The sequence below is a fragment of the Sphingomonas sp. CFBP 8765 genome (assembly GCF_014841445.1).
Taxonomy (GTDB): Bacteria; Pseudomonadota; Alphaproteobacteria; order Sphingomonadales; family Sphingomonadaceae; genus Sphingomonas; species Sphingomonas aerolata.
Map to the genome: position 1 here is coordinate 255,810 of NZ_JACYTY010000003.1, position 15,891 is coordinate 271,700.

13 protein-coding genes are annotated in these 15,891 nt (G+C 66.2%); 6 read left to right on the forward strand and 7 right to left on the reverse strand.

Annotation, left to right across the window (positions count from 1 at the left end):
* Positions 1-33 precede the first annotated feature (33 nt).
* Positions 34-1,182: an AI-2E family transporter gene (locus tag IFT87_RS09825; protein WP_081874318.1), complete on the reverse strand. Its 1,149-nt coding sequence runs from the start codon at positions 1,180-1,182 to the stop codon at positions 34-36.
* Between the two features lie 243 nt (positions 1,183-1,425).
* The gene (locus IFT87_RS09830; RefSeq protein ID WP_192008339.1) at positions 1,426-3,135 is read right to left on the reverse strand and encodes a class I adenylate-forming enzyme family protein; all 1,710 of its coding nucleotides are present in this window, start codon (positions 3,133-3,135) and stop codon (positions 1,426-1,428) included.
* A gap of 187 nt (positions 3,136-3,322) precedes the next feature.
* On the opposite strand from IFT87_RS09830, the gene IFT87_RS09835 reads away from it, so the two are divergent.
* From IFT87_RS09835 to IFT87_RS09860, 6 genes are all read left to right on the forward strand, one after another.
* Positions 3,323-4,552 carry a serine hydrolase domain-containing protein gene (locus IFT87_RS09835; protein WP_031394456.1) on the forward strand — a complete coding sequence of 410 codons (1,230 nt, stop codon included), beginning with the start codon at positions 3,323-3,325 and terminating at the stop codon, positions 4,550-4,552.
* 30 nt (positions 4,553-4,582) lie between these two features.
* Complete coding sequence (locus tag IFT87_RS09840) at positions 4,583-6,613, forward strand: 3-hydroxyacyl-CoA dehydrogenase NAD-binding domain-containing protein (RefSeq protein ID WP_037527504.1); 2,031 nt, start codon at positions 4,583-4,585, stop codon at positions 6,611-6,613.
* 46 nt (positions 6,614-6,659) lie between these two features.
* A complete protein-coding gene (locus IFT87_RS09845) occupies positions 6,660-7,841 on the forward strand; it encodes an acyl-CoA dehydrogenase family protein (protein WP_037527502.1) in 1,182 nt (393 codons plus the stop codon).
* A gap of 90 nt (positions 7,842-7,931) precedes the next feature.
* The gene (locus tag IFT87_RS09850) at positions 7,932-9,059 is read left to right on the forward strand and encodes an acyl-CoA dehydrogenase family protein (RefSeq protein WP_192008341.1); all 1,128 of its coding nucleotides are present in this window, start codon (positions 7,932-7,934) and stop codon (positions 9,057-9,059) included.
* A 125-nt stretch (positions 9,060-9,184) separates the two neighbouring features.
* Positions 9,185-10,072 carry an acyl-CoA thioesterase gene (locus tag IFT87_RS09855; protein ID WP_037527363.1) on the forward strand — a complete coding sequence of 296 codons (888 nt, stop codon included), beginning with the start codon at positions 9,185-9,187 and terminating at the stop codon, positions 10,070-10,072.
* A gap of 76 nt (positions 10,073-10,148) precedes the next feature.
* Positions 10,149-10,562, forward strand: a complete 414-nt coding sequence (locus IFT87_RS09860; protein WP_037527366.1) for a BLUF domain-containing protein — start codon at positions 10,149-10,151, stop codon at positions 10,560-10,562.
* A 10-nt stretch (positions 10,563-10,572) separates the two neighbouring features.
* Here IFT87_RS09860 and IFT87_RS09865 read toward each other — a convergent pair whose 3' ends face one another.
* The 5 genes from IFT87_RS09865 to IFT87_RS09885 all read right to left on the reverse strand — a co-directional run bounded on the left by IFT87_RS09865 (position 10,573) and on the right by IFT87_RS09885 (position 15,764).
* Positions 10,573-11,385, reverse strand: a complete 813-nt coding sequence (locus IFT87_RS09865) for an SDR family NAD(P)-dependent oxidoreductase (RefSeq protein ID WP_037527368.1) — start codon at positions 11,383-11,385, stop codon at positions 10,573-10,575.
* Between the two features lie 13 nt (positions 11,386-11,398).
* On the reverse strand, positions 11,399-12,163 hold the full coding sequence (locus IFT87_RS09870; RefSeq protein WP_037527379.1) for an SDR family NAD(P)-dependent oxidoreductase: 765 nt from the start codon (positions 12,161-12,163) through the stop codon (positions 11,399-11,401).
* Between the two features lie 35 nt (positions 12,164-12,198).
* The gene (locus tag IFT87_RS09875; protein WP_192008343.1) at positions 12,199-13,278 is read right to left on the reverse strand and encodes a phosphotransferase family protein; all 1,080 of its coding nucleotides are present in this window, start codon (positions 13,276-13,278) and stop codon (positions 12,199-12,201) included.
* Positions 13,275-14,357: a Zn-dependent alcohol dehydrogenase gene (locus IFT87_RS09880; RefSeq protein ID WP_037527369.1), complete on the reverse strand. Its 1,083-nt coding sequence runs from the start codon at positions 14,355-14,357 to the stop codon at positions 13,275-13,277. Before IFT87_RS09880 ends, IFT87_RS09875 begins: the two co-directional genes overlap by 4 nt.
* A 123-nt stretch (positions 14,358-14,480) precedes the next feature.
* Positions 14,481-15,764: an acyl-CoA dehydrogenase family protein gene (locus IFT87_RS09885; RefSeq protein ID WP_031394444.1), complete on the reverse strand. Its 1,284-nt coding sequence runs from the start codon at positions 15,762-15,764 to the stop codon at positions 14,481-14,483.
* Positions 15,765-15,891: the final 127 nt, after the last annotated feature.

Below are 15,891 nucleotides of genomic sequence, written 5' to 3' on the forward strand. Positions count from 1 at the left end.
CTAGGCGAGGGTTGGGATAGCGTCAACCCCCATTCAGCCGCCTGTTTCACGTTGGTCGTCGGACGCGTCCCCCCGGCGCCGATTCCGCCCGCTTTTCTGCTGCACCAGCGTGCCATGCTCGAACAGGAACCCCGCGATATCGGGCTTCCCCGCTGCGCCCAGCACGGTCTGAATGATGATCAGCAGCGGCACCGCCAGCAACGCGCCGAGCGTGCCCCAGACCCAGCCCCAGAAGCTCAGAGAGATCAGGATCAGCAGCGGGCTGATCGTCAGCCGGTGGCCGACGATGAACGGCGTGATCGCGTTCGCCTCGACGAGATGCAGCCCGTACATCAATGCCGGGGGAAGCAGCGCCATCCAGATATCCGAAAAGGTCATCAACCCGCCCAGCCCGAGCAGGAAAGCGCCGATCACGGGTCCGAAATAGGGGATGTAGTTCAGCAGGGCGACGATCCCGCCCCACATCGCCGGATAGGGCATGCCGATCGCCCACAAGGCGGTGCCGGTCACGATCCCGAGCAGGACATTGATGACGGTGATCGTGCCGAGATAGGCCGAGACATCGTCGACCACGTCCTGAATCACGCGGGCGGTCGCCATCGCCCCGTCGAAGCTCGTGCGGCCCGTGATCGTCTGCCGTCGCATGCCCGTCCAGCCGGACAGGAAGAAGAACACGATCAGGATCCCGAACAGCAGCTGGACGATGACCGCCGGCGCGGATGTCGCGGCGAATTCGAGGATCGAACTCGGTGCCGCGACGCCCGCGGTTGCAGGCTGCTTGATCGGCGTCGACGCGACCTGCCGCAGCGTCTTGTTCACATATTTCTCGAGGCTCGAATAAAGATCGAGCAGCGGCGCCAGATTGCTCTGGATCCGATCGAGCCGTGTCGGCAGCAGCCGAAAAAAGTCGGTTGCCGGCACGAGGATCGCGGCGATCGCGACATTGGCCGCGACCAAGAACACCAGAATGCACGCGAGCGCCGCGATCGGCGACGGCACGCCCCGCCGTTCGAGCCATTCGAGCACCGGAATCAGTGCGACGGCGATCACCAGCGCGGTCGTCAGCGGCAGGAAGAACTCCGCCCCTGCCTTCAACGCGAACGGCAATGCGATGACCAGCCCAATTCCGGCGGTCAGCGTCAGCGCGGCGAGCAGGCGATCGCGTCGCTGCGCGATCCGCATCGCATCCTCGACACCAACGCCGATCGGGGGTTCGAACACCCCTTCCGCGCTGGTTTCCGTGGTTGCCCCGCCCCTAGCGGGCGGCGGCCCTCCCTCATGGACGTCCGCCGTACCCGCCTGGGCCGTATAATCGTCGTTCGCCATGCCGTTACCCCTCGCTTGCCCTTCCCCTTGTCACAATCGGGGCGGCATTCAAGCGGTGTTGACGCTCCGCCTGCGAGATGCAGAACGAATCGCCCTAAACTATGATGCCGTGGTCGGAATCCGATCCGCAAAAAGCGATTGCAGGTCCTTTTTCAGGATCTTGCCGTTCGCGTTGCGGGGCAAGGTCTCGGGCACGAAGCGGATGGCGACGGGCGTCTTGAACGCCGCGAGCCGTTCGCGCACCCAGGCCTGCAGTTCCGCCTCGCTCGCCTGCGCACCGGGAGCGAGGTGGACGACGGCAACCGGCTCCTCGCCCAGCGTGCGGTGAGGCAGCCCGATCAGCGCGCAGTCGGTGACCGCGGGATGCGCATAGAGGACATTCTCAACCTCCGACGAATAGATGTTTTCGCCACCCCGAATGATCATGTCCTTGGCGCGGTCGACGATGTAGCAGAACCCCTCCTCGTCGAGCCGCGCGAGATCCCCCGTCCGCACCCAGCCGTCGATGAACGTCGTCGCGGTCGCCTCCGGCTTGTTCCAATAGCCCTTCACGATCATCGGCCCGCGCGCCCAGAGCTCGCCGACCTCGCCGACCGGAAGCTCGGTGACGCCGTCCTCCGCGACGATCTTCAGGTCGACGACCGGCGCGGGGGGGCCCGCGCTGCTCGGCCGGTTGAGATAATCCTCCGCGCCGTGATGCGTGACCGTCGCCATCGTCTCGGTCATGCCCCAGCCATTGCCGGGCAGCGCACCGAGCTCGCTATGGATGCGCCTGACCAGCTCGGGTGCCGAGGGCGCGCCACCATAGGCGATCGATTCGAGCGACGAGAGATCATAGTTGCCGCGGTCGGGATGCTCGATCAGCTGCCACGCGATCGTCGGCACGCCGCCGGTCACGTTCACCTTTTCGCGTTCGATGATCTCCATCGCACGGACGGTGTCCCACTTGCGCATGAAGATCATCGTGCTCCCCGTCGCGATCACCCCCATCATGCCCGCCGAGCAGGCGGTGACGTGGAAGAGCGGGATGACGGTCAGCGTCACGCGCGGGGTCGGCTCGGGCGGCATCTCGCCGCGCCGCAGGGCCGATCGCGCGCCCGAATAGCCCCCGGTCAGGATGTTCGACATCATGTTGCGATGCGTCCCCAGCGCCCCCTTGGGGGCACCGGTCGTGCCGCTGGTATAGAAAATCGTCGCATCGTCGTCGGGCGCGATCACCGCGTCGGGCAGCGGCTGGTCGGGCAGCGTCGCCCAGTGCGACGACGCCCCGATCACGTCCTCCAGCGGCGCTGCGATACCGGTCAGCGGCGCGACCGCGCGGCTGATCAGCACCTGCTCTAGCGACGGAATCGTCGCGTAGATATCCTCGAGCCGGTGATGGCGTTCATCGTCGGTGATCAGGACCCGGGCACCCGAATCGGCGAGACCATAGGCCATCTCCGCGCCCGTCCACCACGCGTTCAACGGCACCATCACCGCGCCGATCGCGGTCGCTGCGAAGAACGCGACCGGCCATTCGGGCAGGTTGCGCATCGCCAGCGCGACACGGTCGCCCGGCCCGATGCCCAGCGTACGCAGATGCGCCGCCAGCGTCGTCACCGCGCGCCACGTCGCTTCATAGGTCACGCGCTCGTCTTCATAGATGGTGAAGACGCGCTCGCCATGACCGCGCGCGGCCTCGATCAGGTAACGCAGCGACGGCGGCGCATTCTTCCACACGCGCGTCGCGACCCCGCCGATCGTCACGGTCTCCATCTCGAACTTGCCGCCGGGCGCAGTCAGACGCCGTTCGGTTTCCGCCATCGACATGACCGGCCAGTTGGGGTCCAGGGCGATGATTGGTTCATGAGCCAAGGCCAGCCTACTCCAAATATGAATTTCGGGTTTGGCTTATCCGCCAACCGGATGCACGTTTAGAGTTGATTTGCACGCCACTCAAGGCAATAGGAGTGCCCATGTTCGAACCGGGGGTATGGTGCATGCGGGGAAGCTGGCGATGACCGCCGCGTTCGCTGGGGCGGCTGAACGGCACGGCTTCGATCCGGCACGGCTTGCCGCGATCGATAGGCTGTTGAAAGACCGCTATATCGTCACCGGCAAGCTCCCCAATGCGCAGCTGCTGATCGCGCGCGACGGCGAAACCGTGCATTTCTCGCATCAGGGCCTCGCCCGCGAAGGCGGCGCGCCGATCGACGAGACCTCGCTGTTCCGGATCGCGTCGATGACCAAACCGATCACCTCGGTCGCGTTCATGATGCTGGTCGAACAGGGCCTCGTCGCGCTCGACACGCCGGTTCATCACGTCCTGCCCGCGTTCAAGGGGATCGGCGTCTATAACGGCGGCGGTGCGGGGGTCCCCTTTGCGGTGAAACCGACCGCCGAGCCGATGCGGATGATCGACCTGCTCCGCCACACCTCGGGTCTGACCTACGGCTTCCAGAATCGCTCGAATGTCGACGCCGCCTATCGCGAAGGCAAGATCGAGAATTGGCACGGCAATCTCGATCTTGACGGGTTCGTCGCCGCGCTGGGCGCGCTGCCGCTCGAATTCTCGCCGGGGACCGCGTGGAATTATTCGGTGGCCACCGACGTGCTTGGCGCGGTGGTCGAGCGCGTCTCGGGCGTCACGCTCGACACCTTCTTCACGACGCGGATCTTCGTGCCGCTGAAGATGGACGACACGGGATTCCAGGTTCCTGCCGACAAGACGGATCGCCTGACCGATTGCTACACGGTCGCACCGGGCAAGGGGCGCACGATGCTCGATCGCGGCGAGAAGAGCGCGTGGAGCCGTCCGCCGACGCTGTTGTCGGGCGGGGGCGGGCTCGTCTCGACCGCGCTGGACTATCAACGCTTCTGCCAGATGTGCCTCAACGGCGGCGAACTCGACGGTGCGCGGATCCTCGGCCGCAAGACGCTCGAACTCATGACGCAGAACCATCTGCCCGGCGGCGCCGACCTGACGACGATGTCTCGGTCGATGTTCAGCGAGGCGACGAATGCCGGCACCGGTTTCGGACTGGGCTTCGCGGTGACCATCGATCCCGTCCGATCGATGATGCCGGGGTCGAAGGGCGAATATTACTGGGGCGGGATGTTCTCGACCGCCTTCTTCATCGATCCGGTCGAACGCCTGTCGATGGTCTTCATGACCCAGGTCTCGCCCAGCAGTCTCTACCCCATCCGCCGCGAGCTCAAGACGATGATCTACGCCGCCATGACTTGACCCGTCAGCGGCCGTCACCAGGAGAGAATAATGACCACCCCGATCCGCACCGAACGCCATGACGACGTCCTCGTCATCATCTCGAACAACCCGCCGGTCAACGCACTTGGCGCCGCAGTCCGCCAGGGGCTCGAAGCCGCGATCAAGGACGGCGTCGCCGACGCGAGCATCACCGCGATGGTGATCCGCTGCGACGGCCGTACCTTCTTCGCGGGCGCCGACATCACCGAATTCGGCAAGCCTATGGTCGAGCCCGGCCTGCCGACCGTCGTCGACATGATCGAGGCGTCGTCCAAGCCCGTCGTCGCCGCGATCCACGGCACCGCGCTGGGCGGCGGCTGCGAAGTCACGCTCGGCTGCCATTACCGCGTCGCCGTTCCCTCGGCCAAGATCGGCACGCCCGAGGTCAAGCTCGGCCTGCTACCCGGCGCGGGCGGCACGCAGCGCATCCCGCGCATCGCCGGCGTCAAGCTTGCGCTCGAGATGACCGCCAAGGGCGATCCGATCTCTGCGAAGAAGGCGCTCGACGCCGGCCTGATCGACAAGATCGTCGGCGAGGACAGCCTGGAAGCCGACGCGATCGCCTTCGCGCGCGAGATCGCGGCGAAGCGCCCCCTGCCCCGCGCGTCCGAGAAGACCGCGCAGGCCGATCCCGACGCGGTCGCCGCATTCAAGAAGGAGAACGCGCGCCGCTTCCGCAATTTCGACGCGCCCGCCGCCAACATCGCCTGCGTCGAGAAGGCCGCCGACGGGTCGAGCTTCGCCGAGGGTGTCGCGTTCGAGCGCGAGCAGTTCATGGCGCTCATGATGGGGGTCCAGTCCGCCGCACAACGCCACATTTTCTTCGCCGAGCGCCAGGCCGCCAAGATCGACGACGTCCCCGCGGACACGAAACTGCGCGAGATCAAACGCGTCGGCGTGATCGGCGCGGGCACGATGGGCGGTGGCATCGCGATGAACTTCCTGTCCGCCGGCATCCCCGTCACGATCGTCGAGATGCAGCAGGACGCGCTCGACCGCGGCACCGGCGTCGTCCGCAAGAATTACGAGGCGACCGCCGCCAAGGGCCGGATGAAGCCCGAACAGGTCGAACAGGCGATGGGCGCGCTAAAGCCCACGCTCGACTTCGCCGATCTCGCCGAATGCGACCTGATCATCGAGGCGGTGTACGAGACGATGGAGGTGAAGAAGGACATCTTCACCAAGCTCGACGCAATCGCCAAGCCCGGCGCGATCCTCGCCTCGAACACCTCCTATCTGAACATCGACGAGATCGCGGCGTGCACGAAGCGGCCCGAGGACGTCGTGGGCATGCACTTCTTCTCGCCCGCCAACGTCATGAAGCTGCTCGAGGTGGTCCGTGGCGACAAGACCGCGGACGACGTGCTCGCGACCGTCATGGCGCTCGCCAAGAAGATCAGGAAGGTCGCGGTGGTCGCGGGCGTCACCTATGGCTTCATCGGCAACCGCATGCTGATGCCGCGCCAGGTCGAGGCGACCAAGCTGCTGCTCGAAGGCGCAAGCCCCGAGCAGATCGACCGCGTCCATGTCGCGTTCGGCATGCCGATGGGCCCGTTCCAGATGAGCGACCTCGCAGGCGTCGACATCGGCTGGCACCGGGACCCGAGCCGGATCGAGAATATCCGCGATGCGCTGGCGGCCGAAAACCGCTGGGGCCAGAAGACCAAGGCGGGCTTCTACGACTATGACGAGAAGCGCACGCCGTCCAACTCCCCCCGCGTCGCCGAAATCATCGACGATTTCCGCGCCAAGTCGGGTGTCACCCCGCGCGAGATCAGCGACGAGGAGATCGTCGCGCGCACGCTCTACACGATGGTCAACGAAGGCGCGCTGATCCTCGAAGAGGGCAAGGCGCAGCGTGCGTCCGACGTCGATGTCGTCTGGATCTACGGTTACGGCTGGCCGGTCTATCGCGGCGGGCCGATGTTCTGGGCGCAGTCGGAAGGCTTGCCAAAGGTCGTCGCCGGGCTCGAGAAATACGGCTTCCCGGTTGCCAAGTCGCTGAAGGATGCCGCCGCGAGCGGTGGAAAGATCAAGTAAATTCTACGCCCTCTCCCCTCAGGGGAGAGGGAGAAAGGAAGACCCGATGACCGACCTCGACACCTTTCGCACCGAAACCCGCGCCTGGCTCGCGGAAAACTGCCCGCCCGAGATGCGCAAGCCCGTCCGCTCGGAGGACGATGTCTGCTGGGGCGGTCGCCAGTTCAAGCCATCGAGCCCCGCGCAGAAGGACTGGCTCGACCGGATGGCGGCCAGGGGATGGACTGTCCCCGACTGGCCCAAGGCCTATGGCGGCGGTGGCCTGTCGCCTGCCGAGACCAAGATCCTCCGCGAGGAGATGGCAGCGATCAAGGCGCGCAACCCGCTCAACAGCTTCGGCATCTCGATGCTCGGGCCGGCACTGCTGAAATATGGCACCGAGGAGCAGAAGCTCGATCACCTGACCAAGATCGCGCGCGGTGAGATCCGCTGGTGCCAGGGCTATTCCGAACCCAATGCGGGCTCCGATCTCGCCGGCCTCGCGACCTCGGCGGAGGACAAGGGCGACCATTATCTCGTCAACGGCCAGAAGGTCTGGACCAGCTACGCGGACAAGGCGGACTGGATCTTCTGCCTCGTCCGCACCGACAAGAGCTCGAAGCAGGGCGGGATCAGCTTCGTGCTGTTCGACATGGCGACCCCGGGCGTCTCGACCAAGCCGATCCTGCTGATCAGCGGCAATTCGCCGTTCTGCGAGACCTTCTTCGACAATGTCGAGGTCCCCAAGGTCAACCGCGTGTACGAGGAGAACAAGGGCTGGGACGTCGCCAAATATCTGCTCGGCCACGAACGCGAGATGATCTCGGGCATGGGGCTCGCCTCGTCGGGCGGCAACCCGCTGATCGACGGTGCGATCGCCACCGTCGGGCTCGGCCATGACGGCCGTCTTGCCGACCCGCTGCTTCGTGCGTCGATCGCGCTGTTCGAGGTGCGCGCCAAGGCGTTCGGGGCGATGTCCGAACGCTTCATCGATGAATTGAAGGCGGGCAAGGCGCACCCCGCGCAGCCGAGCATGATGAAATATTACGGCACCGAGCTGAACAAGTCGCGCTACGAACTGATGATGGCGGCGGGCGGCTCGGACGCGCTCGAATGGGACAGCGACCGCTCGCGCGGCGGTGCGATCCCGCGCTCGTGGCTCCGCACCAAGGCGAACTCGATCGAGGGCGGGACGAGCGAGATCCAGCTCAACATCATCGCCAAGCGAATCCTCGAACTGCCGGCCTGAGCTCTACCGTTCTCCCGCGGAAGCGGGAGCCCAGAATCACGAACGCTGCGCGCGGGGCTCCTGGGCCCCCGCCTCCGCGGGGGAACAGAAATGCCACTCTATCTCGACGACGACCAGACCGTCCTTCAGGACACGATCCGCGACTTTGTGGCGGAACACGCCCCCGTCAGCCATATGCGCGCGCTGCGTGATGCGGAGGACGCCACGGGCTTTTCGCGCGACCTGTGGAAGCAGTTCGCCGAAATGGGCTTCACCGGCATCCTGATCGGCGAGGACCAGGGCGGACTCGGCCTCGGCCATATCGAGGCGGGCGTCGTGCTCGAACAGATCGGTCGCAACCTGTCGCCCTCCCCGTTCCTGACCACCGCCGTTGCCGCGGTCGAGGCGCTCAAGGGCACCGGCCAGGCCGAACGCTGGTTCCCCGGCATCATCGCCGGCGAAACGGTAGCAGCGCTGGCGATCGACGAGGCCGCCAAGCACCGCGACAGCATCGCGATGACCGCCGAACGCGCCGGCAACGGTTTTAAACTGACCGGCGCAAAGCGCTTCGTCGCGCATGGCCACACCGCCGACCTGATCATCGTCGCCGCGCGTACCGCAGGCGGCGCGGACGATGCCGACGGGATCACCTTGTTCGCGGTCCCGAAGGACGCCGCCGGGCTCAGCGCGAACGCTGAGCGGCTTGCCGATGCGAGCCTCGCCGCACGGCTCGACTTCGACGGGGTGGAGGTCGATGCCGATGCGGTGATCGGTGAGGTCGACGCCGGCCGCGCGCCGCTCGATCGGCTGCTCCGCGCGGGCCGCACCGGCGCGTCCGCCGAGCTGCTCGGCGTCGGCGGCGGCGCGATGGACATGACGATCGGCTATATGAAACAGCGCAAGCAGTTCGGCACGCTGATCGGCAGCTTCCAGGCGCTCCAGCACCGCGCCGCGCATCTCTATTCGGAGATGGAGGTCGCGCGCGCCGCGGTCCTGAAGGCGCAGCAGCTGCTCGACACGGGCGACGACAAGGCCGACGAGGCCGTCTCGGTCGCCAAGGCGATGACCGCGCTAGCGACGACGCTCAGCGTGCAGGAAAGCGTGCAGATGCACGGTGGCATCGGCATGACCGACGAATATGACATCGGTTTCTACATGAAGCGCGCGCGCGTGCTGGCCGAGCTGTTCGGCGACGCCAACTTCCATGCCGACAGGCTGGCCATCGCCGCGGGCTATTGACGCTTCCGTTCCCCGGCGAAGGCCGGGGCCCAGTTGGGCAGCGCTTGCGGTCTGCCACTGCACTCCGTTACTGCGACCTCCCCGACTGGGCCCCGGCCTGCGCCGGGGAACAAGGTGAAGACTATATGACCCCCGATACTGCCAATACGTCCCCCGAAGCGCTCGCCCAGGGCCTCGTCGACCTGCTCGAGATCGACGAGGTCGACACCGACCTCTATGTCGGCAAGCGCCAGCCCGGCGGCGTCGGCCGCGTGTTCGGCGGGCAGGTGATCGCGCAGGCACTCCAGGCCGCGCAGCGCTCGACCGAGGCGCCCAAGGCCGCGCATTCGCTTCACGCCTATTTCATGCGGCCGGGTAACGAGGATTACCCGATCGTCTACCGCGTCGTCCGCGATTTCGAGGGCCGCAGTTTTGCGACGCGTCGCGTCATCGCGATGCAGAAGGGCCAGCCGATCCTCAACATGGCGGCGTCGTTTCAGACCCCCGAGGATGGTCTTCACCATCAGGACGCGATGCCCGACGTCGCGCCGCCCGAGGAGCTGCGCTCCGATCGTGACCTGCGGCTGGAGAATATCGACGGCATTCCCGAGAAGTTTCGTGCACACATGCTGCGCTGGCGCCCGATCGAGGTCCGCCCGGTCAACCCGCGCAGCTGGATCGATCCGCCCGCGCAGGCACCGAACCATGCCAACTGGTTTCGGATCGTGGCGCCGATCGGCGATGATCCCGCGATGCACCGCGCGGTCCTGTCCTATGCCTCGGACATGGCGTTGCTGGGAACCGCGCTGCTGCCGCACGGGATCAACTGGATCACGCCGGGTCTGCAGACCGCCAGCCTCGATCATTCGCTCTGGCTGCACGAGGATTTCCGCGCGGACGACTGGCTGCTCTATGCCTGCGATGCCCCCTGGTCGGGTCATGCGCGCGGCTTCAACCGCGGCAAGATCTTCTCCCGCGACGGACGGCTGGTCGCGAGCGTCGCGCAGGAGGGGCTGATCCGGATGCGAAAATAGCTGTGGTTTACGCGGGTTAACCCGGTCTTCGTAAATTCCGATTAGTCCCGCGCGATCATTCTCCGGGATCATCGGCATGCAGCGCCTTCTCTATATCAGCACCTCGCGTGGCCGTGTGACACAGCCGGTCATCGACGAGATTCTGCGGGTCTCGCGTCGCAACAATGCCGCCGCGGGCGTGACCGGTCTGCTCATCGCTGGCGGCAACAGGTTTCTCCAGGTGCTCGAAGGCGATGATCTCGCCGTGTCGCGCACCTTCGATCGCATCCAGCGCGACGACCGGCATTTCGCGATGGTGCAGCTCGCGAAACAGACGATCACCGAGCGCAGCTTCGGTAGCTGGTCGATGGGATTTGCCAGCGGCGCGGTGCCTGGTGGTGGCGCGACGTCGCCCGCCGCCACGATCGCGGCCCTGATCGCGCCGATCGAGGATCCGACGCTACGCGGCTATTTCACCGGTTTCGCCGACCTGCATCTCTCAGCTGCCTGAGCGGACCGCCTCAGGCTGCGGTCTTGCCGTAATCCTGTCGCGTCACCGGATGGCTCGACGACAATCCGCCATCCACAACGATCGCCTGACCATTGACGTAGCTTGCGTCATCGGAGGCGAGGAACACCGCGACCCGGGCAAGCTCCTCGGGCTGCGCGCCGCGGTGGAGCGGGTTGAGACGACCGACGCGGTCCATCTTGTTGGCCTCGCGCGCATAGTCGAACACCGGCTTGGTCATCCCGGTTTCGGTCAGCCCGGGGCAGATCGCATTGACGCGGACGTTCGCACCCGACAGCTGCTGCGCCGACACCGCGGCCAGATTGATCACCCCCGCCTTGGACGCGGAATAGGCCGGCGACCCTGCGCCCGACCGTAACCCGGCGACGCTCGCGGTCAAGACGATCGCGCCGCCCCTGCCCGTCTCGGCCGCGCGCGCGACGATCCGTGGTGCCGCGTGCTTGATGGCGAGGAACGGACCGATCAGATTGACCCGCAGCACTTCGGTGATCAGCACGACGTCGGTGTCGAAGAGATTGGCCATGCCGCCCGAGATGCCGGCATTGGCGAACAGCACGTCGAGCCCGCCATAGGTATCGCAGGCGAGCGCGACCATGCGGATCACGTCCTCCTCCTCCCCCGCGTCGACGCGGATCGGGGTGGCGATGCCGCCGGCCTGGCTGATCAGATGCGCGGTCTCGTCCGCACCCTCGGTACGGTCCGCGACGACGACATGCCCGCCCTCCGCCGCGAACAGCAATGCCGCCGCGCGGCCGATACCTGACCCTGCGCCGGTGACGATGATCGACCTGTTCTCGAACCGCATGATGCCCTCCCCTTTAGATCGTGACGCCGCCGTCGATGACCAGCGTCTGCCCGGTCATGAAACGGCTCGCGGATGCGGCGAGAAACACCACCGCGCCCGCGATTTCCTCGGGTTCGCCGATGCGTCGCAGCGGCACGCGGGTGTTCGCCGCCGCGATCCGCTCGGGATCCTCCCACAGCACGCGCGCGAAATCGGTGCGGATCAGTCCGGGTGCGATGCAGTTCACGCGGACACCCGACGGGCCGAACTCGACTGCGAGATTGCGAGCGAGCTGCATGTCGGCGGCCTTGCTGATGCAATAGGCGCCGATGACCGGCGATCCGCGAAGCCCGCCGATCGAGGAGATGATGATGATGCTGCCGTCCCGCTGCTCCGTCATGCCGGGGGCGACCATCTGGATCAGCCAGTGGTTGGAGACGATGTTGTTGTCGAGGATCTTGCGGAACTGGTCGTCGCCGATCCCCGCCTGGGGTCCGTAATAGGGGTTGGAGGCGGCGTTGCAGACCAGCACGTCGATACGGCCGAACGCGCTGCGGGTCGTGTCGACGAGATGCTGGAGCGCCGCCTTGTCGGCGATGTTCGCCGCGACCGCAATCGCGCGGCCCTCGCCGTAGCGCGCGTTGATCTCCGCCGCGACGGCATCGCACGCCTCCTGTTTCCGGCTGGAGATCACCACTCTTGCGCCATGTGCCGCCAGCTCGACGGCACTCGCCTTGCCGATCCCGCGCGACGATCCGGTGATGATCGCGACCTTCCCGCTCAGGTCGAACTGCGTCATGCCCTGCCTCTCCCCTTCTGCCTGCGGGACGTGCGTCACGCGCCCGCCTTCACCGCAAAGCCCCATGCCGCATCCGCCAGCGCGTGGACCTTGGCGACCGTCGCTTCGGCCTGTGCGCTCGACGCGGTGCCGTCGATGATCCGCTTCTTGATCCCCTGGACGATCCCGGTGAGCCGGAAGAGGTTATAGGCGAAATACCAGTTCAGATCGGGGACGCCGTCCCGCCCGGTCGCAGCGCAATAGCGCGCGACGACCTGCTCGATCGTCGGAATCCCGGTCTCCGGACCGGTCAGGCCGAGCACCCCCGACCGGCCTTCGGGCTCGGTCACCCAGCTCATCAGCATGTAGGAAAAGTCGGCGAGCGGATCGCCGAGCGTCGACAGCTCCCAGTCGAGCACCGCGATGACCTTCGCGCCCGCGCCGTCCGTCGCATGGGCGAAGATCATGTTGTCGATGCGATAGTCACCGTGGACGATCGACGTCCGCGTCTGGTCGGGCAAGGTCCGTGGCAACCAGTCGATCAGCCGCTCGACCGACGCCATCCGCTCGGTCTCCGCCGCGCGATATTGCTTGGTCCAGCGCCCCACCTGCCGCTCAAAATAATTGCCGGGCTTGCCATAGGATGCGAGCCCCGCCGCCGCATAATCGGTGTTGTGAAGCGCGGCGAGCGCGTCGATCATCGCGTCATAATGCGCGCGGCGTTCGGCGGGCGTCGCACCCGGCATCGCGCCGTCCCAGATGGTCCGACCCTCGACCATTTCCATGACATAGAATGGCGCGCCGATGACGTCGGGATCCTCGCACAGCCCGTACGGCCGGGGAACGGGAAAGCCCGTCGGATGAAGCCCGGCGATCACCGCATATTCGCGCTCGACCGCATGCGCCGAGGGCAGGATCGGCCCGAACGGCTTGCGGCGCAGGACATAGGCGCGCGCCGGCGTGTCGAGCCGATAGGTCGGGTTCGACTGGCCGCCGGCGAACTTGGCGTAGCGCAGCGGCCCGGCAAAGCCTTCGACCGACTCCGTCATCCATGCCGTCAAACGGTCGAGATCGAGCCGGTCCCGCTCGCCGACCGGGATCGTACCGACCATCGTGCTGGCTGCGTCGCTGCTCATGCGAAGGTGATCACGCTGCGCGTCGTGTCGCCGCGGCGCAATTCGTCGAACGCGTCGTTGATCCGTTCGAGCGGCATGCGGTCCGCGATGATCGTGTCGAGATCGAGCAGCCCGCGCATGTAGAAATCGACGAGCCGCGGGATGTCGACCGGAAACCGGTTCGACCCCATGAACCCGCCCTGCAGGCGCTTGCCCGACAGCAGGTCCATCGCCGACAGCCCGACCTTCTCGCCGAGCGGCATCATCCCCAGGATCGTCGCTGTCCCGCCGCGCCGCAGCACCTTGACCGCGGTCGCCGCCGACTGCGTCCGGCCGACCGCCTCGATCGCATGGTGGACGCCGCCCCTGGTCAGCGCGACAACCTCGTCCGCGGCGGTCTCCGACAGCGCGTCGAAGCTGTGCGTGGCGCCAAGCTTCTCCGCCATCGCGCGCTTCTCCGGCACCGGATCGAGCGCGATGATCTTGCCCGCGCCCGCGATCTTCGCCGCGTTCACTGCCGCCAGCCCGATCCCGCCGCACCCGACCACGCACACCGTCTCGCCCGGCGTCACGTCGGTCGTGTTGAACACCGCGCCCGCCCCGGTCGTGATCGCACAGCCGAGCAGCGCCGCACGGTCCATCGGCATGTCGCGGTCGATCGCGACGCAGGCATGTTCGTGCACCAGCATCATCTCGGCATAGGCGCTCAGGTTCAGCATCTGCGCGATCGGCCGGTCACCCAGCATCAGCCGCGGCGGCGCGCCCTTCGGACGCCGCACCGAGCTGTCGACGCAGAGCGCCATGCGACCGGTCACGCAGAACTCACAGTGGCCGCAAAACGCCGAGAGGCAGGTGACGACATGGTCGCCAACCTTGACCATGGCGACCTCGTCACCGACCGCCTCGACGACGCCGCACGCCTCGTGCCCCGGAATGGTCGGCATCGCATGCGGATAGGCGCCGTCGACGAAGTGCAGGTCGGAGCGACACACCCCGACCGCGACGGTACGGATCAACACCTCGCGCGGACCCGGCTTCGAGACGGTGACGTCCTCGATGCTGAGCGGGGTGTTGGCTTCGAAAAGGACTGCGGCTTTCATGGGTGGTCTGGCTCCAGATTTGGCGGGCGCGCAATCAAAAATGCCGTTCGTCCTGAGCGAAGTCGAAGGACTGGCTCGTTCGGGGCATGTCCTTCGACTGCGCTCAGGACGAACGGGACAGGGTCAGCGGCTCACCCCGACATCCCCGCTCGACACGCCGCCTTTGCGAAAGTCCCCGTATTTGCCGAATTCGTTACGCGCGATCGACCGGTTGTGGACCTCGTCGGGACCATCGGCGAAGCGCAGCGTTCGCATTGCCGCCCAGTCGTGCGCGAGCCGGAAATCGTCCGACACGCCACCACCACCATGCGCCTGGATCGCATCGTCGAGGATCCTCAGCGCCATGTTCGGCGCGGCGACCTTGATCATCGAGATCTCGATCTGCGCGGATTTGTTGCCGGCCTTGTCCATCATGTCCGCGGCCTTGAGGCAGAGCAGCCGCGTCATCTCGATATCGATCCGCGCGGTCGCGATCCGCTCCTCCCAGACCGAGAAGTCGGCGATCCGCTTGCCGAACGCGACACGGCTCAGTAGCCGCTTCGCCATCGCCTCGATCGCGGTCTCCGCGACGCCGATCGTCCGCATGCAATGGTGGATGCGGCCCGGCCCGAGCCGCCCCTGCGCGATCTCGAACCCGCGTCCTTCGCCCAGCAGCACGTTCTCGACCGGCACGCGGACATTCTCGAGCACGACCTCGCCATGCCCGTGCGGCGCGTGGTCATAGCCATAGACGGACAGCATCCGCTTGATCGTCACGCCGGGCGTGTCCATCGGCACCAGGATCTGGCTCTGCTGCTGATGCCGCGATCCCTCGAAGCTCGTCTTGCCCATGACGATCGCGATCTTGCAGCGCGGATCGCCGACCCCCGACGACCACCATTTCGTCCCGTTGATCACGTAGTGATCGCCGTCGCGGACCATCGACGTCTCGATATTGGTCGCATCCGACGACGCCACCGCAGGCTCGGTCATCAAAAAGGCGGACCTGACCTCGCCGCGCATCAGCGGGCCGAGCCACGCCTCCTTCTGCTCGCGGGTTCCATAGCGATGGAATACCTCCATATTGCCTGTATCGGGCGCCGAGCAGTTGAAACATTCGCTCGCCCAGCTGACCTTGCCCATCTCCTCAGCGCATAACGCATATTCAAGATTGGTCAGCTGCGTCCCCTCGAACACGAAGCTGTCATCGACGTGGGTCTGCCCGGAATGGGGGGGCATGAAGAAATTCCACAGCCCCGCGGCCTTGGCCTTTTCCTTCATCTCCTCGATCACCGGAATCACCTTCCAGCGCTCGCCATGGTGGGCCTGAGCGTCGTAATCGGCCTGACGCGGGCGGATATTCTGGTCGATGAAGTCGCGCACGCGATCTCGGAAATAGGTCTCTCGGTCGCTGAAGCTGAAATCCATGCGGGCTCTCCATCGGTCCACGGTCTGGCGGTCGATTAGACCATACCGCGTATTCGGTAAAGCATCCGGGAGCGTGCCGAAAGCCGGTTTTCCACTCGGCCACGAAAGCGCCTAAAAAGCACTGTAA